Consider the following 20950-nt stretch of genomic DNA (forward strand, 5'->3'; position numbering starts at 1 on the left):
GGTCAGATCGCGTCGGTGCCGCGCTCGCCGGTACGGACCCGGACAACGGCCTCGACGGGAGTGACCCAGACCTTGCCGTCACCGATCTTGCCGGTGCGGGAGGCCTCGACGATGATCTCGATGACCTTGTCGACCGACGTTTCCTCGACGACGACCTCGATCTTCATCTTGGGAACGAAGTCCACCGAGTACTCCGCGCCGCGGTAGACCTCGGTGTGGCCCTTCTGGCGGCCGTAGCCCTGGACCTCGCTGACGGTCATGCCAAGCACTCCGGCCTGCTCGAGGCCTGTCTTGACGTCTTCAAGCGTGAACGGCTTCACGATGGCCGTGATCAGCTTCATGGATTGATCCCTCCGGAAACGATGGGTGGCTTGCTGCGGTTTCGTTGTGGTCGCGGCGGACGGTGTCCCGGCCAGGTCTTCCCCGGTTGGGCCCGCCCGCCGCGCTTGCTACCTCAATTGTGCCTGGATCATGATCATTCCTGGGGGCCGATCATGGTCCATCGGCGATACGGATCCTCAGACGAGGTCGTACGCGGACTCCGCGTGCTCTACCTCATCGATGCCGCGGTGCTCGTCCTCATCGCTGATGCGCCAGCCGAGCGGCTTGAGCAGCAGCGCGATCACCAGGGTGACGACTCCGGCGAAGACGACGGCGACCAGAGCGATGAGCGTCTGGACGACCAGCTGGCCGATCCCGCCGCCGTAGAACAGACCCGTCTCGGTGGCGAGGAAGCCGATCGCGACGGTGCCCCACAGGCCGGCGACAAGGTGCACGCCCACGACATCGAGCGAGTCGTTGTAGCCGAACTTGAACTTCAGGCCGACCGCGAGGGCCGACAGGACGCCAGCGACAGCACCGAGCGCGATGGAACCGACCGGGCTGACCGAGCCAGCCGCAGGGGTGATCGCGACGAGGCCAGCAACGATGCCGGACGCGGCACCAAGGCTGGTGGCCTTGCCGTCACGGATGCGCTCCACGAGCAACCAGCCGAGGATCGCCGCACAGGTGGCGGTGGTGGTGTTGACCCACGCGAGGCCGGCCATGCCGTCGGCCGCGTAGGCGGAACCGGCGTTGAAGCCGAACCAGCCGAACCACAGCAGCGCCGCGCCGAGCATCACGAAGGGCAGGTTGTGCGGGCGGAACGCGGTCTTGCCGAAGCCCTTGCGCTTGCCGATGATCAGTGCGAGCACGAGCGCCGCCACACCAGCGTTGATATGGACCACGGTGCCACCAGCGAAGTCGATCGGGCCAACGCCGTCGAACATGTCCGCGAACGGGCCGTCATCGGAGAGCAGGCCACCGCCCCACACCATGTGAGCGAGCGGGAAGAACGAAGCCGTCACCCACAGCGCCACGAAAGCCAGCCAGGTGCTGAACTTGACGCGCTCAGCGAGCGCACCACTGATCAGGGCCACCGTGATGATCGCGAAGGTGGCCTGGAAGCCGACATCAACGATCACGGGCAGGCCATCGGAGAGAACGAAGCTGCCGTCCTCGTTGTAGATCGTCCCGCTGAGCCCGAACTGCTCGAACGGGTTTCCGAAGATCCCGCCGACGCTCTCGGACGCATAGGACATCGACCAGCCCCACAGCACGTAGATGACACCGACGACACCAAGCGTGCCGAACGACATCATCATCATGTTGAGAACTGACTGCTCCCGGGACATGCCGCCATAGAAGAAAGCGAGGCCCGGGGTCATCAGCAGGACCAATGATGCCGACACCAACATCCATGCGGTGGTGCCGTAATTGATCTCGTCCACCTAAATCCTCCTCCTGGCGTACCGGTCTGTACGCCGCTTGAGGAGATACTGCTGATCCGTTGTTTCCACTGGGACGCTGCTATGTTTCCCTCGCGTGAACGAACGCCGGATTTGTGTTACCCCCGCGTTGCACCTGGGGATATTCGCCCGAATTAGTCCGTTAGCGGCAGGGCCGAGACAGTCGAGCCGGTGTGTGCTGGATCACTTTGCGGGGCAACGTCATCAGCCCGACCGCTGCCTGGCTTCGCGCCGGGGGCACCCGCATCCAGCTCTGGGGCAGGCGCCGGTGGTTGCTCGATGACCGGGCTTCCCACGCCCAGCCACCCCGCCACCGCGCGGCTGCTCCCGTCCGCGCCCATCCCGGGGCTGCACACCGCCTCCGGGAGCGCCGGGCAGGCACCGGGTGGCGCGACGCCCGCGGCCACGCCCTGGCCCGCCCAATGGACCCCGCTGCCCCGGTTGAGCAGCATCGCTGACGAGCCACCGCTATCGAGCTGCACCCCCATCGTCGCGCCCAGGCCGCGCAGCAGGTCGCGCAGCTCCGACTGCGTCAAGCCGCTGTCGCGATCCAGCGACGATCCCGCCTGCACGAAGAACAAGCGATCCAGCGCTGGGCTATAGGCGACCGCGCTGCGTGCCGCCCGCACCCCGTCCGGCGCATCCACGGCCCCGCTCGGATGCAGCAGCGACAATCCCGAGAACGCTGTCACGACCCGGCCCGCCCCATGAAGGTCCGCCAGCCGGGCCTCGGCCTCGGCATTGTCGAACGGCGACGGCGCGACGATCATCTCGATCGAGCTCGCTGCAGTGCCATCCCCACTGATGATGAACGTCGCGAGCCGACCCCAGCCCTGCTCCAGCTCGCCGGTCAGCCCTTTCGGCCCCGAATAGAACTCCGCGCCGGCATCGGGGGATTGATCCTGGAGCCGTGCCGAATTATCGAAATACACGCCAAACGGCACGCTGCAACCGGATTCCCGCCACGTAGCGCCACTCACCTGCGGTCGAACATCGAAGAAGTTCGTATTGATAAGAATCGCCGGTCGCTGCAGCACTTCCCATGCCTCGCCCGCGTGCAGCAGCTCCATCGACTGCGCGGTGCCATCCGAGGTGACCGCGCCGGGCGTGCTCTCGCACCGTCCCGACTCCCCCGGAGCCTCGGTGAGCAAACGTCCGGTGATGGTGCGGCTCGCGTTCGGCACCGCCACGATGCGCGCATCACGCGGCAATGAGTACCGGCTGCGATCCTCCCGCTGCAGTGGCATCGGCGCGCCTGGGCCCGTCTGGTACGCCAGCACATTGCCCGCGGCCGCATCCACCGCTTCGTTCCACGACACTCTCGCGTCCTGCGGACCAGCACCATCCTGGGCCCCGGCCGACGGGGCGAGCACTATGGACACGCTCGCCACCACCGCAGTGAGAGAAAAGCAGAACCGGGCACGCATGGTCCACCTCCAGCAGGGCCGCGCTCAGGAAACAACCTCTTTCCCGCACCCTGCCCCCTCGTGGCCCGGGCCGTCGACAACGACCCAGCATGCGCGCCCGGTTCGACGCGGAAGCGTTATGGCAGCGACATCACAACAGGGCGTTGACGAATGCCTCCGGCTCGAACGGAGCGAGATCGTCCGCGCCCTCGCCGAGTCCCACGAGCTTCACCGGGACCCCGAGCTGATGCTGGACCTGGAATACGATGCCACCCTTCGCTGTGCCGTCGAGCTTCGTCAGCACTACACCGCTGATGTCCACGACCTCCGCGAAAACCTTCGCCTGGTTGAGGCCGTTCTGCCCCACCGTCGCGTCAAGCACCAGCAACACCTCATCGACCTTGGCGCGCTTCTCCACGACCCGCTTGACCTTGCCCAGCTCATCCATCAAGCCGGTCTTGGTGTGCAAGCGGCCCGCCGTATCGACCAGCACCACATCGACCCCGGCCTCGATGCCCCGCGATACGGCGTCGAACGCGACTGATGCCGGATCGGCACCCTCCTTGCCGCGCACTGTCTCCGCGCCCACGCGCTCGCCCCACGTCTGCAACTGATCGGCCGCGGCGGCCCGGAACGTATCCGCTGCCCCCAGCAGCACGCGGCGGCCATCCGCCACCAGCACGCGCGCGAGCTTGCCCGTGGTCGTGGTCTTGCCGGTCCCGTTGACCCCCACGACCAGCATCACCGACGGCGCATCCGCATGCGGCAGCGCCCGGATCGACCGATCCAGCTCCGGCCGCAACGCCTCCACCAGCACCTCGCGGAGCACCTCGCGGGCCTGCGCCTCCGTACGCACCGCGCGCGCCACCATCTGCTCGCGCAGCCGCTCCACGATCATCGTGGTGGTCGCCGAGCCCAGGTCCGCGATCAGCAGGGTGTCCTCGACCTCCTCCCACGAATCCTCATCGAGATCGCCACCACCGAGCAGGCCCAGCAAGCTCTTGCCCACGGCGTTCTGCGACCTCGACAAGCGTCCTCGCAGGCGGTTCAGGCGCCCCTCGGTCGGCTCGATCTCCTCCAGGACCGGCGCTTCCTCCACCGGCTCCGCGAGCTCCTCGGCAAGCTCCGGCTCTGGCTCGGGCTCGGCGGGTGCTGGGGTCTCGGTATCGCTCTCCTTAGGGAGCTCCACATCCACGATCGGCTTGCGTGGCGCATCACGCGGCACCGACGCATCATCACCAACCCGCGGCTGGCCCTCGTCGTCGGTGCGCTCCCGCGGCTGAACCGGAGGCTCGACTACCCGCGGCCCGTCCTCACGAGCAGGTGGCTCCTGCGGCAGGGGGGACTTGGGCAGGGGCTCCTTGCTCGGGGGCTCCTTTAAGGCGGTCGAGGCGCCCTCGCTGAAGCTGAACCCACCCCGCGCCTGGTAGCCACCAGACTGGTCCTTCTTCTCCAGCTCCGGCGGCGGGGTCAACCGGATCTGGCGACGCTTGTATAGCACGGTTCCCGCGACCAGCAGCACGATAATGATCGCTGCGATCGCGGCTATGGCAATCCAAAGTTCGGTGGTCACCCCGGCAGTATTCCAAACACACCCGCATCCCGCCGAAACCCCACCATCCAGCGCGGTTCCGGCGGCGGGCTTGGGCGCTCGAGCGGGATCGTGAAGATCTGGCCACGCGGGACGTGGCTGGAGCTTCACGATCGGGTGACGAGCTACTCCCCGGGCAGCAGCATCGTCACCGTCAACCGCCCGCCCCGCGGCGCACTGACCGAATGCCGCACCATCGGCGCGAGGTGCACCACAACGCCGGGCCGTAGCTGCACCACCTCGTCCGGCAGCGTGAGCTCCAGATCGCCCTCGATGCCGTGGATGAGCACGGGATGCCGGGCCGCATGCTCGCGCAGCTCCTGGCCCGGGGCGAAAGCGAACGCCACGACCTTCGCCCGGCTTGTCTCCAGCACCACGCCCGCGCCGGGTCCCGATTCGCGCGGCATCGCTGCTCCCATCGCATCCGCCACGATCGTCTCGCTCGGTTCCGCGGCCATCGCGCTGCTCCCTCCGGTTGCTGCGCTCACCGTACCCTCGGGCCAGCGCGACGATCGTGAGGATCTAGCCACGCGGGAGGTGGCTGGATCTTCACGATCGGAACCAGCTGCCCCCAAACAGCAAGAAACCCCAGGCCAGAAGTTATCTGGCCTGGGGTTTCCTATGTCGGGCTGACAGGATTTGAACCTGCGACCACTTGACCCCCAGTTGTGCGCCTGGCGTTTTCGGCTGTCCGCGGGGGTGCATCCCCGCTGGTCAAAGCAACTACGAACAACGATGGACAATCGGGAACGAAAGCAACTGAGGGTCAGAATGAGGGTCAAAACCCGAGGGCATCCCCCAGTCCATCCACCGCGCTGCGCCCCGCCTCCTCCGAGCGATGCCCGTACAGATCACCAGTAATGGAGATCGACGAATGCCCCAGCAGCGACGACACCGCCTTGACATGCACCCCCGCCTCGAGCCACGCCGTAGCCGCTGAATGCCGCAACGCGTGCACATCATCGACTGCGATGCCACACCGTCGTGCTGCCGTTTCCATCGCCCGCAGCACGTTGCGCGGATCGACCGGACGCCCGAGCTCCGTGCGGAACACCAGATCGCCTAGCGTCCCTTCCTCCCACACGTTGCCTGCCGCTAGCTTCTCATCTTGCTGTTGGCGCTTCCAGTCCCTCAGCATCGCTACCACGCCCTGATGCAAGGGAACCTCCCGCCTCGAAGTGGCTGACTTCGCCTCGGTGAGGAGGATTCCCCCGCTGGTGCGTGCGAGGCTCCCACGGATGGTGAGCTGGGCCGCGGATAGGTTGATGTCACGCCATCGCAGCCCCAGCGCTTCGCCCTTGCGGCATCCGGTGGCCGCGATGAGCACGAGGACGGGATGGTAGCGGGAGGATCGGGCCGCATCGAGGATGCGAGCGACCTCAGCCGGTGCAAGGTGCGCCGCCTCGCTGGACTGCTGCGCGGGCCGCTTAACGTCATGCACGGGGTTGCGGGCTAGCAGCCGATCACGTACCGCGGTATCGAGGATGGCGCGGAGGACGGCGTACATGGTGCGCCGCGTCGATGCCGCATAGCCTTGCGTGGCCTTGCGTCCTAGCCACCGTTCCACGTCTCCCCCGGTGACCTTGCCGAGGCGCAATGAGCCGAGCTCATCGTCGATGATGTGCTTGCGGGTGAGGATGGTGTACTGATCGCGGGTGGTAGCGGCCCTGCCTGAGGCGGGTAGCGTCACTTCGACCCACTGGGCTGCCCAGTCGGCAACGGTGCGGTTGGCGTCGCGCACGGGCTTGCCCGCGTCGAGGCGCTCGCGTGCCTTCTTGAGTTGCTGGGCTACGTCACGGCGGGTCTTGCCGTAGATCGACACTTGCTTGCTGCCGTCGCGTAGGCGGGCTTCCCAGCGGCCGTCCTTGCGCTGCCGGATGCTGCCATCGCCGTGGATCCTAGGCATTGAGCCTCTGGAGCTGTAGGGCTGCCTGCTCGTCGAGCTGGTCGAGCTTGTCGGCGCTGTACGTTCCGGTATCGGCTATGTCCTCCGCCGCGAGGCTGGCCTTGACCTCCTTTAGCTCCCGGATGGTCAGGCGTAGCCGATTGAGTCGGCTAATGAGAAGGACACGTTCGGAATACACATCGAAGTCGTTGCCGGGGCGGATGTTTCGTGCCATTTCCGCGCTATCCGTCCAGTCTTGCGTTACGACGTGCTCGAGGTAGGCGTTGCGGTCCGCCAGGTCGAAGGCCTTCGACTTGCCCAGCCACTGTGATGCAACCAGGGGGCTGGACTGGTAGCCGGGGGTGATCGCCACTCTTGCGCGGGATGGCGGGTAGACGAGTTCCGCGATGCTGGTATCGAGCGCCCAGGCGAGGCGGACGAGGACCGAGAACCTAGGTAGTTCGCTGATCCTGCCGAGGGATTCGAGGTTGGCGACGATGCCCCGGTCTATCTGCGCCATTTCCGCTAGGGCGCGCTGGCTCATGGATCGTTGCTTGCGGACGCGCTTGAGGCCTTCGCTGAGTTGCTCGAGCGTGGCGCGTTCCCATTTCTGCCATGCTTCGCCCACATCGTCTGGTTGCATGGCAGCACCGTATTCGGGGTTGGTTGCCGTTGTCTACCACCGTGCGCTATCGTCGCTGCAACAGCGCCATCGTTCGCGTATCTGGTGCTGTAGAACAACCATCGAAGGGTTTTGCTCATGAATCGTCTGCACACCATCGATGAGGCCCGCGAGGCCCTCGGAGGCATCTCCCGCAGCGTCATCTACTCGCTCATCAACAGTGGCGAGCTGGCGTCGATCAACATCGGCAGGCGTAGGTTCGTGCCGGATTCGGCTATCGCTGATTTCATCGCCTCGAAGGTCGATGCCGCGTGAACACTGCCGCTCTTGATGCGCGCCTTGCTCGCGCTGCCGCTACCCTCGCCCAGCTCACCGAGCGCATTACCCTCGCGCAGGCTGACTTCTCCCGCCTGGATCAGCGCCTGACCCAGCTACATCGCTGCCACCCGTCCCGCCAGCTCTGGCGGGGTGGCCGATGACAGACCGCATCGCCGCGCGCGCCCTCGAAATCCTCGCCACTTCCTCGACGCCGATGCCCGCCCGCTCCGCGCTGGTCCGAGCCCTCGCGGAGGCCGCAGGAGAGCACAACACCCTCCCCGAACACATCACCCGCATGACCGACCCGCAGGAGAACCCGTGAATATCCCCGCAGAAGTACTCGACGACCTCACCGGCGAGGACATGGCCGAACTAATGTCGATGCACGACGTGATAGTGCAGGAGTACCCGACCCCCGAGGAAGCCGCGCTAGCACTTCTGGTCCACGCCCGCGAACGTGCTGCGAGCAACGCGCAAACGAGGAACGTTCCGACTCCGAAGAACATTGTCGAGGCCTCGCCCTGGGCCGCTGATTTCGACGGTCACGTGTATCGCATTCTGACGATCTGCACGACCAGCGAGGGACGCGACCCGTGGGCACATTGGGCGGCATTCCAGCACGCACCGAACGGAGACCTCTCGGACTTTGCCTACACGATCGAGTTCTGCGAGACCGACGATGCTGCCGAGGTGCTGCGGTTCGCCGACGATCTGGCGAAGCTGGTGAGCGATGCGAAGGGTTGGCAACCGGAGTGGTAACTGGCCTGCCGGTTGGGGTTATCCGCACCCCAACCGGCAAGGGCGCGCCCCGCTAGAACTGAAGGTGCTCCTCGACGTGTAAACCCTTATCCCGAGCCGCTGCTAGCCAACGTGTCGTGGAAGGCCGAGGCAAGCCGTAGCGGTCCAGCATCACCCCGCTGATTTTCTGCCCCGTCACCGCGCACCACGCCGCTACCGACGACAACGCCCGCAGCGATTCATCAGACCGAGCACCCGTGAACAGCTCCGCATCCGGGAAGGAAAACCACGTGATCCGATCCTCGCCCGAGATCCGATGCACCAAGCCTGCTTCGCGCCCCGCCCAGGCCACCCAAGCGTCAACAGTGGCACGCCGCAAAGCATCGGAGTTAACCGGAGGACCGCCGGCGATCTGCCGTGCCTCGCAGCCGCTGCACACCAGCTTGCCTAGCGCCGCATCGAAGTCCACCGTTACGCCGTATTCGTGCTCAAGACCGGACGTGGCCGAGACCGTGAAGGAATACGGGACTGCCACGCGCCACTCGCCCCCGTAGACGGACCAGCCCTGCGAGTAATCCGGCTGGGGCAAGCGAACATCCACGGGGCTCCTCCTCGAATCAACAACAGTGAGACAGATTGTTGCACACCAGCCCGGATCATGCTAGACCTGTAGCAACGCAACACACCGACACGCTGTTGCACCGAGAGGAAAGAACTTGAGCAAGCTAGACGACCTGCCATTGACAATCACCGTCGCCCAGTCCGCGGACCTGCTGGGCATATCCCGCGCGAAGGCATTCCAGCTCGCCCGCGACGGCGGATTCCCCGGACGGATAGTGCGCATCGGCCGCGAGAACCGCGTGGTGACGGCGAGCCTCGCCGACCTCGGACGCGTGTCCCTCACGGACACGCACAACACCGAGAAAACCCCTTGAGCAGCAGGAAGCCCCCGGCGCGACACCGGGGGCTGAGCAATCCATCCCGCATCCAATCCAAGGAACTGACTTGAGTATATCCGAGCGCTCCGACAGATTCACCAACGAGCTCGAGGCAATAGGGGCCGAGACCAGCCCGCTCGACACTGCTGCCGCGTTCCTGCGTTGCATCTTTGACACCAAGGCCGCGCACGTTGTGACCCTGGCCCTCGACGTCACCGAGCGATGGTTCGAGCGCCCCCACGATGCTGTGATCTGGGCATCAGCTCAACGCCTCGCACGCCAGGGAACCAACCCGGCGGTGACCGTGGTCCAGGCCGATCTACGCAGCCGCGGGCAACTCACCCGCGAGGTTCAACACCGCCTCCTGGCCCTCGCCGTCGAGCCATTCCAAGCGCTCCCCGGACAGCTCGCACCGCTGCGCCGCGCGCTCGCCGCTGAGGCTTTCGCCCGCCGCTTCGAGGAAGGCACGCGAGCCTTGCACGAGGATGCCCCACGGATGACGCAGGCCGAGAAGGCTCGACGCTATGCCGAGCTGGGCCGTGAGCTTCGCGCCCTCGACAACGCCAGTCAATCGCGTTCTGCTTCCCCGAGCCTGACGGAGGTTCCTGCATGATTCACGCAGTACCCAGCGAACCCCTCGCCGTCGCCGCCGACATCCTCGACGACGACCCCGCCAGCATCGACCCCGACACCCTCGAGGAAATGTTCTGGTCCTCGCGTCCCGAGCTTGAACGCATCCGCGGCTTCGCGCACGCCCGCATGGCAGCACCGTGGGCCGTGCTCGGCTGCATCCTCGCCCGCGCCGCCGCCAGCATCGAACCACACGTCATGCTGCCCGCCATCGTCGGCACCACCGCATCTACCAACCTGTTCCTCGCCCTGGTCGGCCCCTCCGGTGGTGGCAAGGGAGCCGCTGAAGGAGCGGCCCGCGATGCCGTGCAGTTCCTCGACCCCTGGGGCAACCCCATCGACGTGGACGAGTTCACCATCGGATCTGGGGAAGGCATCGCCCGCACCTACCGCGCGCCTGCCACCGATGAGGACGACACCGACGAGCAGGGCCGCACCCGTGCTTTGTTCACCGCGCCCGAGGTTGACACCCTCGCCGCCCTCGGATCGAGGCAAGGGTCCACGCTGCTGGGAGAGCTGCGCAAGGCGTGGTCCGGTGAGTCGCTGGGCTTCCAGAACGGGCAGAAGCACACCCGGCACGTACTGCCCCGCCACTCTTACAGGCTGTGCTTGATCGTTGGGGTGCAGCCCGCCAAGGCCGGTCCGATCATTGGCGACGCTGACGGTGGAACGCCCCAGCGGTTCGTGTGGCTGCACGTGCAGGATTCCCGCATCCCCAGGCGCGCGCCCGATGCGGCAATACCTGGTCCGCTCACCGTGTCCTTGCCCCGGTTCAGCGCGAACGATGAGCACCTTGTTGTTCCCGATGAGGCCCGCGAGGAAATCACCACCCACCGCCATGCCGTAGTCACCGGCAAGGCTGACGCGAATCCTCTCGACGGCCATGCCCTGCTGACCCGGTTGAAGGTGGCCGCTGCGTTCATGGTGCTCGCTGGCCGCAGTGTCGTCAGCGCGGAGGACTGGCATTTGGCCGCGATCCTGATGCATGTGTCTCGCCGTACCCGCGCCGACGTTGAGCGAGAGCTGAGCGAGAAGTCGCGAGCCGCGAACCGTGCCCGCGCTCATCTGGAAGCCGAACGAAACGAGATCGTCGAGGACAAGCGGCATGAGGCGAACCTGAACAGGGCCGTGGGAGGCATCCGCCGATACCTCGCCAGGCATGGCGCATCACCCCGGCACAAGGTTAGGACCTCGCTCAAGAAGGACGTGCGAGACCAGTTCGACGATGCCTTGTGGCATCTGATCGACGGCGGAGAAGTACGGCGAATAGACCGTGGCGGGACCGATGAGTACGCGCTCAGCGACTGAACGACCTGTACCCCTGTACCGCCAGTACAGGCGCATATTCGCAGATCAGACGACATGTACCACAAGTACAGGGGTACAGGGGTGGACCAGGGACGGCCCCGCAAACCCCCAGCTCATAGGGGTGGACCGAAAAACCACCCCAAACACCAGAGAGAGGACCAATATGCCCCGCCCCATAGACGCCGTTCGCTTGCTCGAGCTGATGCTCGCCGACCAGCCCGCTATGCCGCACGCGCAATGCCGAGGCCGCGCGCCGCTCTTCGATAGCCACATCGACGGAGAGACCAGCGAGCAACGACTCAACCGCCACACTCAAGCCCGCAAGCTCTGCCAGCAGTGCGACCACCGGATCGAGTGCTCGCAGTCCATCGGAGGATTCCGGGCAGGCCGCGACACCACACCACCCGCACGCCCAGGACGCCCCAACAAGGAGGCCGCGGCATGACCCACGAACCCGAGCTCGCCCGCTGCCCCGAGCGCGGATGCGCCCAACGCTGGCCCGCCACGCTCCCCACCCATAAGCGCCTTTGCTTCGACCACGGCGACGAGTTCGCATTCGTCTCCCCCACCTTCACCCGCGACGAGCCCACCACCCAGCCCGGAGACGAACCATGACCGCCCGCCCCCCCGGCCCAGCCGGCCCCATCGAGCACCACCACCTCGACGCCCTCGTCATCGCCTGCCGCCACGCAATCCGAAACCAAACCCGCAACGGCATAACCCCCTGGCCCGAGCTCCACGACCTCCACCACGCCGCCATCACCGCCCTGGCCGCCACGGGCCACACGGACACCCCCACACCACCCGCCATCGCAGAATCGTCACAAGACGAAAACCCCTACTGCACCACCCGGGAAGCCGCTCGCATCCTCGGCTGCTCCCCCCGCACCATCCGACGACTAGCACCCAAACTATCCGCCCAGCTCCACGCCGGACGCTGGCTCATCCCCCACGAAGTCCTACACCAACACAAAGGAACCCCATGAGCGACTACCGCAAGTACCTCTCCTCCCACCGCCTCGCCAAGCTCCGCACCACCGGCATCGCCCTACCGCAACCCATCCTCGACGCCGAGGCCAAGCTCCACGCCCACACCAAGCGCGCACCAACCTCACCACCCAACATCTCCCACCTCACCCAAGCCTGGATCAACGGGGCCACCGATACCGAGATCAACAAGATCGCCACCCGCATGGCCCTCGCCCGCGACATCGCCGCATCCCACCGCGAAGCCCACACCGCCCTCCTTGCCCGCCTCGACCACGCCCTCCTCGCCAACAGCGACGACATCATTGACCAGCTCAATCCCAAAGCCGAGAAGCACATCGAAGCGCTCAACCAAGCAGCAGCGCTTCCTACGCTCGACACAACCGAGCTGATCCGCGCCGGAAACACCACGGGCGCGAAGATCGCAGCCCAAGCCGACACACACGCCGCGCACCTCCTCGAGCTCTGGGACCTCGCCCACGGAATCACCGGCGGCAACGTGCCGATCTGGGGGCAAGAATTTGGCTTCAACTGCCGCGAGTACATGAACCCTCACAAGGTTGTGTCGATCACCAAAGACATGACCACGACAGAGCGAATCATTACCGCGATCAACGACGGCGCAGAACCGTGGTTCCCGCTGCCCACCGAGGCGCAGGCCCAGGCCGCCGCGCACAAGAAGGCCCACGACGATGCCCAGCCACCCGCCCGCGCCCGCATCCGCCCAATGTTCACCGGACCAGCGCTCTGACCACACCAACACCACAACCACACACCAACGAAGCAGCACATGCACCCAACACAACCGACAACACGCACCGCCCGCCTGACCAGCACAAACACACCCACAAGGGGTACGGGGGGGACCCCAAGCACCGCCGGCCTATCCCAAGGCATACGGGCCTATATCCCCCCCGTGCCCAAACGAACCGCTAGAAAGGAGCCCTCTAGTGGCTGAGAGTCGTCGTCCCCCGCGGGGTTTGAAGGGTCCGGGTCGTCGGTTGTGGTCGGCTGTGCTGGGCGAGTGGGTGCTCGCTGAGCAGGAGCTTTCGTTGCTGGTGCAGGCGTGCCGGACGGCGGATGCGCTGGAGCTCCTCGAGGCTGAGATTGTTCGTGAGGGTCCGGTGGTTGAGGGTGCGAGGGGTGGCCGGGTGGCGAATCCAGCGCTGGTGGAGGCTCGTCAGCAACGTTTGGTTTTGGCGCGGTTACTGGCGTCGTTGCGCATTCCTGTCGAGGAGGACGGGCGGTTGTCGGGCTCCAATGCTGGCGGTGTTCGGGGCGTGTACTCAGGGCTCAAGGGGGTTGGCGATGCGTAGGCGTGTTTCGTGGGATGGGTCTGTGCCGGATGAGCTTTGGGTGTTCCGGTCCTCGCAGTGGGAGTCTGTCGAGGAGTGGCGGGAGGCGCGCCAGGTGTGGGCTTTGGGGCATGGTTGGCCGGGTGGGCCGTTGGATCTGGTGCTGAGTGGGTTCGATGTTCGGCGTTGGGTCGGTGGTGGGGTGTTGCCGCCTGGTGGCCGGGTGGTGCGGTGCGAGGAGTGAGCGGGTAGGCCCTCTGGTTGCCGACGTCATGTCGGTGGCTGCTTGTCGCAGCGTTGGTCTGGTCGTGGTCCGGGGTTGGTTTGACCCTGGTTGGTGTGGGGTGGTTGTGACCCCGCGCCTTTCGCTGGTTGTTGCAGGGGTTGGGCTTTGGTTGGGTGACGTACCGGCATGGTGACGGCAACCGTGGTCGTCGTGACGACGGTTCGAGCTCGCACACCTCGGCTCCCCCTGGGCCGAGTTCCCCGCAATACCATCCGTGTGGCTTAGGGTCTTGCCGCCTGGCGAGGGCGATGAGCGGTACAGGCTGTGCAGGCATGAGGTTCACGCCGTGGGCTGAGTCTGCTTCCGTTCACTACCTGATCCGCCAGGGCGGGGCAGTAGTCCAGGACCAGCCCGGCCTCAGCCAACCATTGCGACCATTGACTTGCAGACGTTCCGGATTCGGAACGTTTGGCTTTCGCGACGGCTCCGTACCTCCACTTGCCGTCCTCACGTCCAACAGCATCAGCGAGCACGAGGGCGGTGGACATGGCCCGCCCCTGGTTCTCGCCGCTCCCCTGCCCTAAGTACTACTGAGGTCATCGCCTGCCGCGAAAGGTGTACTGACGATGCACCCCGTTGCCGAGCTGGCGGGGGTACTCGAAGAAACCCCCAGGCCCGCGCCCTCATCTCTGATGAGCGCCATTCGCGCCTACGACCGCCGTGGTGACGGTAGTAGCGCCTCGGTGGGTAGTTGCGATGTGTGCGGATTCTAGGCCGTCAGAATGCGCCTCGCGCCTCGCTGTGACTCGTTGTGCCCGCGTAACGTTCGCTGGTCGGCATCCGACACTGGACGGAACGAATCGAGACTGCTTCCACGGCCTCAAAAACCCATCGAGGGTCAAAATGAGGGTCAACCCCCTGTCGGAGATTGACCCTCATTCGTTCTAGCTTCCCGAAAAACCAGGGTTTACCTGGCCGTTCTCCTGTGTCGGGCTGACAGGATTTGAACCTGCGACCACTTGACCCCCAGTCAAGTGCGCTACCAAGCTGCGCCACAGCCCGCCGCTGACTTCCGAGCTGGTGGGCTCGCTGTCAGCTCAGCCAGAGTACAACACCGGATAGCGCTGGTGCCAATCGCGCGGGGGCCTGGTGTTTCGCGGCCCTGGAGCGCTCCTGGCACCCATCCCCTACTTGCGGGATCGCTTCTCGCGGACGCGGATGTTGACCCGCACCGGGCTGCCCTCGAACCCGAAGGATTCGCGCAGCTTGCGCTCGAGGAAGCGCCGGTAGCCCGCCTCGAGGAAGCCGGTGGTGAACAGCACGAACGTGGGTGGCCGGTTGGTGGCCTGAGTGGCGTAGAGGATGCGGGGCAGCCGTCCGCCGCGCATGGGGGGCGGGGTGGCGGAGGTGGTCTCGCGGAGCCAGTTGTTGAGGCGTCCGGTGGAGACGCGGGTGTCCCAGGACTCGAGCGCGGTCTCCATGGCGGGGACTAGCTTCTGCACCGCGCGCCCGGTGTGGGCGGAGATGTTGACCCGTTGCGCCCAGGGGAAGCGGATGAGGTCGCGGTCGATCTCCTTCTCGAGCTGGAGCCGGCGCTCCTCCTCGACGAGGTCCCACTTGTTGAAAGCGATGACCAGTGCTCGCCCTGTTTCCTCGACCATGGTGAGGATGCGGAGGTCCTGCTCGCTGATGGGCTGCGAGGCGTCGATGAGCACAACGACCACTTCCGCCGACTCGATGGCACCGCGGGTGCGCAGCGAGGCGTAGTACTCGGCACCGCTAGCGGTGATGACCCGCTTGCGCAGTCCCGCGGTATCCACGAAGCGCCACGTCTTGCCGCCGAGGGCGACGAGCGAGTCAACGGGATCGACGGTGGTGCCGGCCACGTCGTGGACGACGGATCGCTCATCGCCGGTGAGCTTGTTGAGGAGGCTGGACTTGCCGACGTTGGGCTTGCCGACTAGCGCGATGCGGCGGGGCCCGCCGGTGCGCTGGATATCGTCGCGCGGCTTGGTGGGCAGGGTCTCGATGATGAGGTCGAGGAGGTCGGCGACACCACGACCGTGGGTGGCGCTGATCAGCCGTGGCTCGCCGATGCCGAGGCTCCACAGCGCGGCGGCATCGGATTCGAGCTTGTTGCTGTCGACCTTGTTGGCCACGAGGATGACCGGTGTCTTGGACCGGCGGAGGATGCGCGACACCGCTTCATCGGTGGCGGTGGCTCCGACCGTCGCGTCGACGACCACGAGGATGAGGTCGGCGGTGCGCATGGCGTGCTCGGCCTGGCGCGACACGGACTGGTGCAGGCCCTTGGCGGTGGGCTCCCAGCCGCCAGTGTCCTGGACGCTGAAAGGCCGTCCGCCCCATTCGGCGTCGTAGGAGATGCGGTCGCGGGTGACGCCGGGAACATCCTCGACGACAGCTTCGCGGCGCCCGATGATGCGGTTGACGAGGGTGGACTTGCCGACGTTGGGGCGCCCGACCACAGCGACGACCGCGCGGGGCTCCTCGCCCATGGGGGTGCCGTCGTCGAGAAGGTCGACCTCCCAGTCGCCCTCGTCGGTCCAGTGCCCGTCGCCGGGGAGGAACAAGGTGTTGTCAGTGGGCTCGGTCATGCGGTGGTTCCTGTTCGTTCCCGGACGATACCGAGAAGGTTGGTGACGACGTCGTCGAGGGTGAGCTCGCTGGTGTCGACGATGATGGCGTCATCGGCGGGCCGGAGCGGGGATATGGCGCGCGTGGAGTCGTACTCGTCGCGGCGCTTGACGTCCGCGAGCACGGCCTCGAAGGTGCTCGCGCGCCCCTCGGCGATGTCCTGATCGAGGCGGCGCTGGGCGCGGGCCTCGGGGGTGGCGGTGAGGAAGATCTTCACATCGGCGCCCGTGAGGACGACGGTGCCGATGTCGCGTCTCTCGACGACGATGCGGTCGGACTGCTCGGCGAGCCCGCGCTGCAGCTCGACGAGCTGGTCGCGCACCGCGGGCACCGCGGCGACGGCGGAGACAGCGGCGGTGACGTCGTTGCCGCGGATGTCGCGGGCCACGTCCTCGCCGCTGAGCAGGACCTGCTCGCTCTCGGGATCGTCGCCGATGGCCAGCGGGAGGCTGGCGGTGAGGGTGGCGAGCTCGCTCGGGTCGTCGAGGTTGGCACCGGTGCGCAGGGCGTGCAGCGTAGCGATGCGGTACATCGCCCCGGTGTCGAGGTAGCGCGCGCCGAGCTCCTTGGCGACCTTGCGGGACACGCTGGACTTGCCTGTTCCGGCTGGTCCGTCGATGGCGACGACAAGCTCGCTCACAGCCCTACCTCCTTGTACAGGTTTCCTACTTCTTGCCGGTTGAGCACGCGCATGGTGCCGGGTCGTTGCTCGCCGAGGTGCACGTTGCCGATCTGGGTGCGCACGAGCTCGGTGACGGGGTGGCCGACATGCTCGAGGAGCCGCCGCACGATGTGCTTGCGCCCCTCGTGCAGCACGATCTTGACCAGCGAGCTGCCCTCGTTCATGTCGACGGTGGTGATCTCGTCGATCTCGACGGGGCCGTCCTCGAGCTCGATGCCCGCGCGCATCTCCCGCTCGGTGGCGCGGCTCATCATGCCCTCGACGTTGGCGAGGTAGGTCTTGCGCACCTTGTAGGAGGGGTGCATGAGGCGATGGGCGAGCTCGCCGTCATTGGTGAGCAGCAGCAGGCCCTCGGTCTCGGCGTCGAGGCGCCCGACATGGAAGAGCCGCTGGCCCGCGGCGATGCGCTCGGCGACGAGGTCCCCGACGCAGGGGCGGTTCATCTCGTCCTGCATGGTGGATTGCCAGCCGCGGGGCTTGTTCAGCGCGAGATGCACGAGGTCCTCGGTGATCATGACCCGCATGCCGTCGACCTTGACCACCGCGGTGGCGGGGTCGATCCGCATTCCCTGGACCTTGACGCGCTGGCCGTTGACCTCGATGCGGCCCTGGTCGATCATTTGCTCGCACACACGGCGGGAGCCGACGCCCGCGCGGGCGAGGACCTTCTGCAGCCGCACACCGTCCTCGCTGAACGTGGCGGTATCGGGCAGCGCGGCACCTTCCAGGGGCGCGCCCTCGGGGGCGGGGCGGGCATTGCTGATCGGCGGGGCGGCGCGGCGCGCGGGCTTCGGCCGGGTGCTCGGGGGACGCCAGCTGGACGATCCGCGATTGCCCTGCTGGGTACCCTGATCGCTGTAGGGCCTGCCTGCGCCACGCTGCTGCGGGTCGCGCGACCTGCCTTGGCCCTCGGGCGCGGAGCCGCGCTGCGCGGGGCTGCCGCGGAAGCCGCCGCGCGGGCTCTCGCTGCGGGGGCCTCCACCACGCGGGCCGTCGCTGCGCGGGCCGTCGCTGCGCGGGCCGTCGTGGCGCGGTGCCTCGTGGCGACGGTCGGCGCCGCGGGGGTGGTCCGAGCTGCCGCGGCGATCCGCGCCGCGCGGCTGGTCCGGCCGTCCCTGCCCGGCAGCGGAGCGTCCCGGGAAGGAGCGTCCTGCGGAGGAGCGTCCTTCCGAGGGCCTGCCCGAGCCTGACTGGGGCGCGCGGCCCCAGCTGGATCGATCCTGGCCCGAGCGGTCCTGGTTGCTGCGGGGGGCGCCACGTCCCTGGCCCGTGCGGCCCTCAGTGGTGCGGCTGTCGCTGGAGCGGGGGGCGCCATGGCCGCGGCGACCGCGTCCATTGTCCGGTGTGCCATCTCGGCGAGCGGGAGTTCTCATGCTGTGTTCCTATTCAGTGGTTGGCTCGGCACGAGCGCCTTGCCTGCGGCGCTCGGCCTTCGCTATGCGGACGGCGAGCTCGTCGTTCAGCTCGTCGCCCAGTTCGTCGATCACGTCCACATCCGGGAGGAGCGGCGCGATCGGCGGGAGCTCGTCGAGCGATGCGATGCCCAGCCGCTCGAGGAACAGTTCCGTCGTCACATAGTGTGTACCGGGAACGTCCAGGATGGGATCGGCTTCGGCGATGAGACCTCGGGCGAGCAGTGTCCGCATGACACCGTCGACGTTGACGCCGCGGACCGCGCTGACGCGGGATCGCGTCACGGGCTGCCGGTAGGCAACGACGGCGAGGGTCTCGAGGGCAGCCCGGGTCAGTTTTGACCGCGCGCCGTCCAGGATTAGTCGTTCGACATAGGAAGAGTATTCGCTCCGGGTGTACATGCGCCAACCGTCACCAGCAAACCGCAGGTCAATGCCACTGCGTCGATTCTCGTAGCTAGCCGCTAGACGGATCAGCGCACGCCGCACGCGGTCCTCGGGCAGGTCGAGCGCGGTGGCGAGATCGCGGGAGGCCACGGGAGTATCCACGACGAGCAGGAGCGCCTCGAGGGCTGCCTCGACCCGTTCCTCGGGCCACTGCTCGGGCCCCGGCGCTGCCACATCGTCGTGGTCGTCGTGATCATCCATAGTCGTCCCCTGCGTCCGATAGTGCTGGCTCGATGCCGGTCCAGCGCACGCGCAGCGCGCCGAGCGGCTCGTCCTGATCGATGTCGATGGCTTTCTCGCGGAACAGCTCGAGCAGGCTGAGGAATCGCACCACGATGCGCAGCACGCTGTCGCAATCCGCGACGATCTCGTGGAACGTCAGCCACTCGCCGGTCCCCGCGGTGGCGAACCGGGCGAGGATGGCGCGGGCCTCCCCGGGCACCGTCACGAGCTCCCCGTGCATGTGGGCGATGCTGACCTCGGGGTCGGGGCGGGGCCGGAACGCCGCGGCGGCGAGCTCGGCGAACTGATCCGGCGTGACCCCGAGGACCACGTCGGGGAGCAGGTCGACGTAGCGGTCCTCGAGGGACGTGGCGCGCGGGTAGCGGTACCTGGCCTGCTCCTCCATGGCGCTGAATAGCTCGGCGACGTGCCGGTACGCGCGGTACTCAAGAAGGCGGGCGAACAGTATGTCCTGCGCCTCGAGCAGCGCGAGGTCCTCCTCGTCGTCGACCTCGGCGGAGGGCAGCAGCCGGGCGGCCTTGAGGTCGAGGAGGGTCGCGGCGACAACGAGGAACTCGGTGGTCTGGTCGAGTCCAAGCTCCGCGCCGAGCCGCTTGGTGTAAGCGATGAAGTCATCGGTCACCGTGTGCAGCGCAACGTGGGTGACGTCGAGCTTCTGCTGGCTGATCAGGTGCAGCAACAGGTCGAAGGGGCCTTCGAAGTTGCTCAGCCGCACGCTGAACACGCGCCCATCATCGCCGTCCGGGCTGGGCTGGTCGGTCACCGGCCCTTACCGAACCCCGCGATCAGTTCCCGTGCCAGTGCCCGGTAGGCGATCGCGCCGGCGGACTTGGGCGCCCAGCTCGTGATGGGCTCCCCGGCGACGCTGGTCTCGGGGAACCGCACCGTGCGGTTGATGGTGGTGTGGAATACGAGGTCACCGAAGACTTCGACGACGCGCGTCATCACGTCGCGGGCATGGAGGGTGCGGGGGTCGAACATGGTGACCAGGATGCCGGCCATCTGCAGCCGCGGGTTGAGCCGCTCGCGCACCTTGGCGACTGTGTCGTTGAGCAGCGCGAGCCCGCGGAGGCTGAAGTACTCGCACTCCATCGGGATCATGACGCCATCGGAGCAGGCGAGCGCGTTGACCGTGAGCAGGCCGAGCGAGGGCTGGCAGTCGACGAGGACATAGTCGTAGCGGTCGAGCACGGGATGCAGCGCCCGGAAGAGGGTCTGCTCGCGCCCCACCTCATTGACGAGCTGGATCTCGGCTGCCGAGAGATCGATGTTGCTGGGCAGCAGGTCCATGCCGTCGACACGGGTGCGCATGATGACGTCCTCGGTGGAGGCACGGGGCTCGACGAGCAGGTTGTACACCGTCTGCTCGAGCTCGTGGTGGGCGACGCCCAGTCCGGCGGAGAGCGCGCCCTGGGGGTCGAGGTCGACGAGCAGGACGCGGCGACCGTACCCGGCGAGCGCGGCGCCGAGGTTGATGGTGGAGGTCGTCTTGCCGACGCCGCCCTTCTGGTTGCAGAGCGATACGACTTTCGCGGGGCCGTGGCCGCGCAGAGGCTGCGGCTCGGGGATCTCGCGCACCGGGCGTCCCGTTGGACCAAGCGTCTCCTCCTGCGGGGCATCCGTGCCGGCCAGGTGGCCGTCGTGGTGCTCCATGCTGGGGGTTGCTGGTCGCTCGGACTCCGCGGCGAGATGCTGCGGTGTCTTCACGGTGGTTGATTCTCCTTCACTGCGCCGTCCTGCTTGCGGGCTTTCCCATGGCTGCGATGTGCTAACGGTACCG

25 protein-coding genes and 1 tRNA gene are annotated in these 20950 nt (G+C 66.9%); 11 read left to right on the plus strand and 15 right to left on the minus strand.

Features of this window, described 5'->3' with window-relative positions:
- Positions 1-2 precede the first annotated feature (2 nt).
- The 7 genes from HT102_RS03295 to HT102_RS03325 all read right to left on the minus strand — a co-directional run bounded on the left by HT102_RS03295 (position 3) and on the right by HT102_RS03325 (position 7312).
- On the minus strand, positions 3-341 hold the full coding sequence (locus HT102_RS03295) for a P-II family nitrogen regulator (RefSeq protein ID WP_192037940.1): 339 nt from the start codon (positions 339-341) through the stop codon (positions 3-5).
- 177 nt (positions 342-518) lie between these two features.
- Positions 519-1736: an ammonium transporter gene (locus HT102_RS03300; RefSeq protein WP_225443199.1), complete on the minus strand. Its 1218-nt coding sequence runs from the start codon at positions 1734-1736 to the stop codon at positions 519-521.
- A 185-nt stretch (positions 1737-1921) separates the two neighbouring features.
- Positions 1922-3106 carry a phosphodiester glycosidase family protein gene (locus HT102_RS16235; RefSeq protein ID WP_192037942.1) on the minus strand — a complete coding sequence of 395 codons (1185 nt, stop codon included), beginning with the start codon at positions 3104-3106 and terminating at the stop codon, positions 1922-1924.
- 238 nt (positions 3107-3344) lie between these two features.
- Entirely contained in the window at positions 3345-4766 is a 1422-nt protein-coding gene (ftsY, locus tag HT102_RS03310) for a signal recognition particle-docking protein FtsY (protein WP_192037943.1), read from the minus strand.
- 143 nt (positions 4767-4909) lie between these two features.
- Positions 4910-5242, minus strand: coding sequence for a cupin domain-containing protein (locus tag HT102_RS03315; RefSeq protein ID WP_192037944.1), 333 nt, complete (start codon positions 5240-5242; stop codon positions 4910-4912).
- A gap of 320 nt (positions 5243-5562) precedes the next feature.
- On the minus strand, positions 5563-6690 hold the full coding sequence (locus HT102_RS03320; RefSeq protein ID WP_192037945.1) for a tyrosine-type recombinase/integrase: 1128 nt from the start codon (positions 6688-6690) through the stop codon (positions 5563-5565).
- Positions 6683-7312, minus strand: a complete 630-nt coding sequence (locus HT102_RS03325) for a helix-turn-helix domain-containing protein (protein ID WP_192037946.1) — start codon at positions 7310-7312, stop codon at positions 6683-6685. The genes HT102_RS03320 and HT102_RS03325 overlap by 8 nt, the downstream gene beginning before the upstream one ends.
- 117 nt (positions 7313-7429) lie before the next feature.
- On the opposite strand from HT102_RS03325, the gene HT102_RS03330 reads away from it, so the two are divergent.
- The 4 genes from HT102_RS03330 to HT102_RS03345 are packed head-to-tail and all read left to right on the plus strand — an operon-like array spanning position 7430 to position 8368.
- Entirely contained in the window at positions 7430-7606 is a 177-nt protein-coding gene (locus HT102_RS03330) for a helix-turn-helix domain-containing protein (protein ID WP_192037947.1), read from the plus strand.
- Entirely contained in the window at positions 7603-7770 is a 168-nt protein-coding gene (locus HT102_RS03335; protein ID WP_192037948.1) for a hypothetical protein, read from the plus strand. Before HT102_RS03330 ends, HT102_RS03335 begins: the two co-directional genes overlap by 4 nt.
- On the plus strand, positions 7767-7931 hold the full coding sequence (locus HT102_RS03340; protein ID WP_192037949.1) for a hypothetical protein: 165 nt from the start codon (positions 7767-7769) through the stop codon (positions 7929-7931). Before HT102_RS03335 ends, HT102_RS03340 begins: the two co-directional genes overlap by 4 nt.
- Positions 7928-8368 carry a hypothetical protein gene (locus HT102_RS03345; protein WP_192037950.1) on the plus strand — a complete coding sequence of 147 codons (441 nt, stop codon included), beginning with the start codon at positions 7928-7930 and terminating at the stop codon, positions 8366-8368. The genes HT102_RS03340 and HT102_RS03345 overlap by 4 nt, the downstream gene beginning before the upstream one ends.
- A gap of 52 nt (positions 8369-8420) precedes the next feature.
- On the opposite strand, the gene HT102_RS03350 is transcribed toward HT102_RS03345, so the two are convergent.
- Complete coding sequence (locus HT102_RS03350; protein ID WP_192037951.1) at positions 8421-8948, minus strand: cyclin family protein; 528 nt, start codon at positions 8946-8948, stop codon at positions 8421-8423.
- Between the two features lie 115 nt (positions 8949-9063).
- Here HT102_RS03350 and HT102_RS03355 point away from each other — a divergent pair, with 115 nt between their 5' ends.
- From HT102_RS03355 to HT102_RS03380, 7 genes are all read left to right on the plus strand, one after another.
- Entirely contained in the window at positions 9064-9282 is a 219-nt protein-coding gene (locus tag HT102_RS03355; protein ID WP_192037952.1) for a MerR family transcriptional regulator, read from the plus strand.
- A gap of 70 nt (positions 9283-9352) precedes the next feature.
- The gene (locus HT102_RS03360) at positions 9353-9898 is read left to right on the plus strand and encodes a hypothetical protein (RefSeq protein ID WP_192037953.1); all 546 of its coding nucleotides are present in this window, start codon (positions 9353-9355) and stop codon (positions 9896-9898) included.
- Entirely contained in the window at positions 9895-11223 is a 1329-nt protein-coding gene (locus HT102_RS03365) for a hypothetical protein (protein ID WP_192037954.1), read from the plus strand. Before HT102_RS03360 ends, HT102_RS03365 begins: the two co-directional genes overlap by 4 nt.
- A gap of 163 nt (positions 11224-11386) precedes the next feature.
- A complete protein-coding gene (locus tag HT102_RS03370; RefSeq protein WP_192037955.1) occupies positions 11387-11668 on the plus strand; it encodes a hypothetical protein in 282 nt (93 codons plus the stop codon).
- Entirely contained in the window at positions 11665-11838 is a 174-nt protein-coding gene (locus HT102_RS03375; protein ID WP_192037956.1) for a hypothetical protein, read from the plus strand. The genes HT102_RS03370 and HT102_RS03375 overlap by 4 nt, the downstream gene beginning before the upstream one ends.
- On the plus strand, positions 11835-12209 hold the full coding sequence (locus tag HT102_RS16380; protein WP_408611291.1) for a helix-turn-helix domain-containing protein: 375 nt from the start codon (positions 11835-11837) through the stop codon (positions 12207-12209). The genes HT102_RS03375 and HT102_RS16380 overlap by 4 nt, the downstream gene beginning before the upstream one ends.
- Complete coding sequence (locus tag HT102_RS03380; RefSeq protein WP_192037957.1) at positions 12206-12961, plus strand: hypothetical protein; 756 nt, start codon at positions 12206-12208, stop codon at positions 12959-12961. The genes HT102_RS16380 and HT102_RS03380 overlap by 4 nt, the downstream gene beginning before the upstream one ends.
- A 1758-nt stretch (positions 12962-14719) precedes the next feature.
- Here the strand turns inward: HT102_RS03380 and HT102_RS03385 are convergent.
- The 7 genes from HT102_RS03385 to HT102_RS03415 form a co-directional block, all read right to left on the minus strand.
- A tRNA-Pro gene (locus tag HT102_RS03385) sits at positions 14720-14793 on the minus strand.
- A 125-nt stretch (positions 14794-14918) separates the two neighbouring features.
- Positions 14919-16346, minus strand: a complete 1428-nt coding sequence (der, locus tag HT102_RS03390; protein WP_192037958.1) for a ribosome biogenesis GTPase Der — start codon at positions 16344-16346, stop codon at positions 14919-14921.
- Complete coding sequence (gene cmk, locus HT102_RS03395; RefSeq protein ID WP_192037959.1) at positions 16343-17026, minus strand: (d)CMP kinase; 684 nt, start codon at positions 17024-17026, stop codon at positions 16343-16345. The genes der and cmk overlap by 4 nt, the downstream gene beginning before the upstream one ends.
- A complete protein-coding gene (locus HT102_RS03400) occupies positions 17023-18441 on the minus strand; it encodes a pseudouridine synthase (protein ID WP_192037960.1) in 1419 nt (472 codons plus the stop codon). The genes cmk and HT102_RS03400 overlap by 4 nt, the downstream gene beginning before the upstream one ends.
- Before the next feature lie 9 nt (positions 18442-18450).
- On the minus strand, positions 18451-19128 hold the full coding sequence (gene scpB, locus HT102_RS03405; protein WP_192037961.1) for an SMC-Scp complex subunit ScpB: 678 nt from the start codon (positions 19126-19128) through the stop codon (positions 18451-18453).
- Entirely contained in the window at positions 19121-19933 is an 813-nt protein-coding gene (locus HT102_RS03410) for a segregation and condensation protein A (RefSeq protein ID WP_192037962.1), read from the minus strand. Before HT102_RS03410 ends, scpB begins: the two co-directional genes overlap by 8 nt.
- Complete coding sequence (locus HT102_RS03415) at positions 19930-20823, minus strand: ParA family protein (protein ID WP_192038042.1); 894 nt, start codon at positions 20821-20823, stop codon at positions 19930-19932. Before HT102_RS03415 ends, HT102_RS03410 begins: the two co-directional genes overlap by 4 nt.
- Positions 20824-20950 lie beyond the last annotated feature (127 nt).

It is taken from the genome of Lolliginicoccus lacisalsi (assembly GCF_014841105.1).
In the GTDB taxonomy this organism is placed as follows: Bacteria; Actinomycetota; Actinomycetes; order Mycobacteriales; family Mycobacteriaceae; genus Lolliginicoccus; species Lolliginicoccus lacisalsi.

Bases quoted from the DNA above. Each gene is read 5' to 3' on its own strand.
- HT102_RS03295 (WP_192037940.1), bottom strand. From the start codon at position 341: ATGAAGCTGATCACGGCCATCGTGAAGCCGTTCACGCTTGAAGACGTC.
- HT102_RS03300 (WP_225443199.1), bottom strand. From the start codon at position 1,736: ATGTTGGTGTCGGCATCATTGGTCCTGCTGATGACCCCGGGCCTCGCT.
- HT102_RS03315 (WP_192037944.1), bottom strand. From the start codon at position 5,242: ATGGCCGCGGAACCGAGCGAGACGATCGTGGCGGATGCGATGGGAGCA.
- HT102_RS03320 (WP_192037945.1), bottom strand. From the start codon at position 6,690: ATGCCTAGGATCCACGGCGATGGCAGCATCCGGCAGCGCAAGGACGGC.
- HT102_RS03325 (WP_192037946.1), bottom strand. From the start codon at position 7,312: ATGCAACCAGACGATGTGGGCGAAGCATGGCAGAAATGGGAACGCGCC.
- HT102_RS03330 (WP_192037947.1), top strand. From the start codon at position 7,430: ATGAATCGTCTGCACACCATCGATGAGGCCCGCGAGGCCCTCGGAGGC.
- HT102_RS03340 (WP_192037949.1), top strand. From the start codon at position 7,767: ATGACAGACCGCATCGCCGCGCGCGCCCTCGAAATCCTCGCCACTTCC.
- HT102_RS03365 (WP_192037954.1), top strand. From the start codon at position 9,895: ATGATTCACGCAGTACCCAGCGAACCCCTCGCCGTCGCCGCCGACATC.
- HT102_RS03370 (WP_192037955.1), top strand. From the start codon at position 11,387: ATGCCCCGCCCCATAGACGCCGTTCGCTTGCTCGAGCTGATGCTCGCC.
- HT102_RS03375 (WP_192037956.1), top strand. From the start codon at position 11,665: ATGACCCACGAACCCGAGCTCGCCCGCTGCCCCGAGCGCGGATGCGCC.
- HT102_RS16380 (WP_408611291.1), top strand. From the start codon at position 11,835: ATGACCGCCCGCCCCCCCGGCCCAGCCGGCCCCATCGAGCACCACCAC.
- HT102_RS03380 (WP_192037957.1), top strand. From the start codon at position 12,206: ATGAGCGACTACCGCAAGTACCTCTCCTCCCACCGCCTCGCCAAGCTC.
- der (WP_192037958.1), bottom strand. From the start codon at position 16,346: ATGACCGAGCCCACTGACAACACCTTGTTCCTCCCCGGCGACGGGCAC.
- HT102_RS03400 (WP_192037960.1), bottom strand. From the start codon at position 18,441: ATGAGAACTCCCGCTCGCCGAGATGGCACACCGGACAATGGACGCGGT.
- scpB (WP_192037961.1), bottom strand. From the start codon at position 19,128: ATGGATGATCACGACGACCACGACGATGTGGCAGCGCCGGGGCCCGAG.
- HT102_RS03415 (WP_192038042.1), bottom strand. From the start codon at position 20,823: ATGGAGCACCACGACGGCCACCTGGCCGGCACGGATGCCCCGCAGGAG.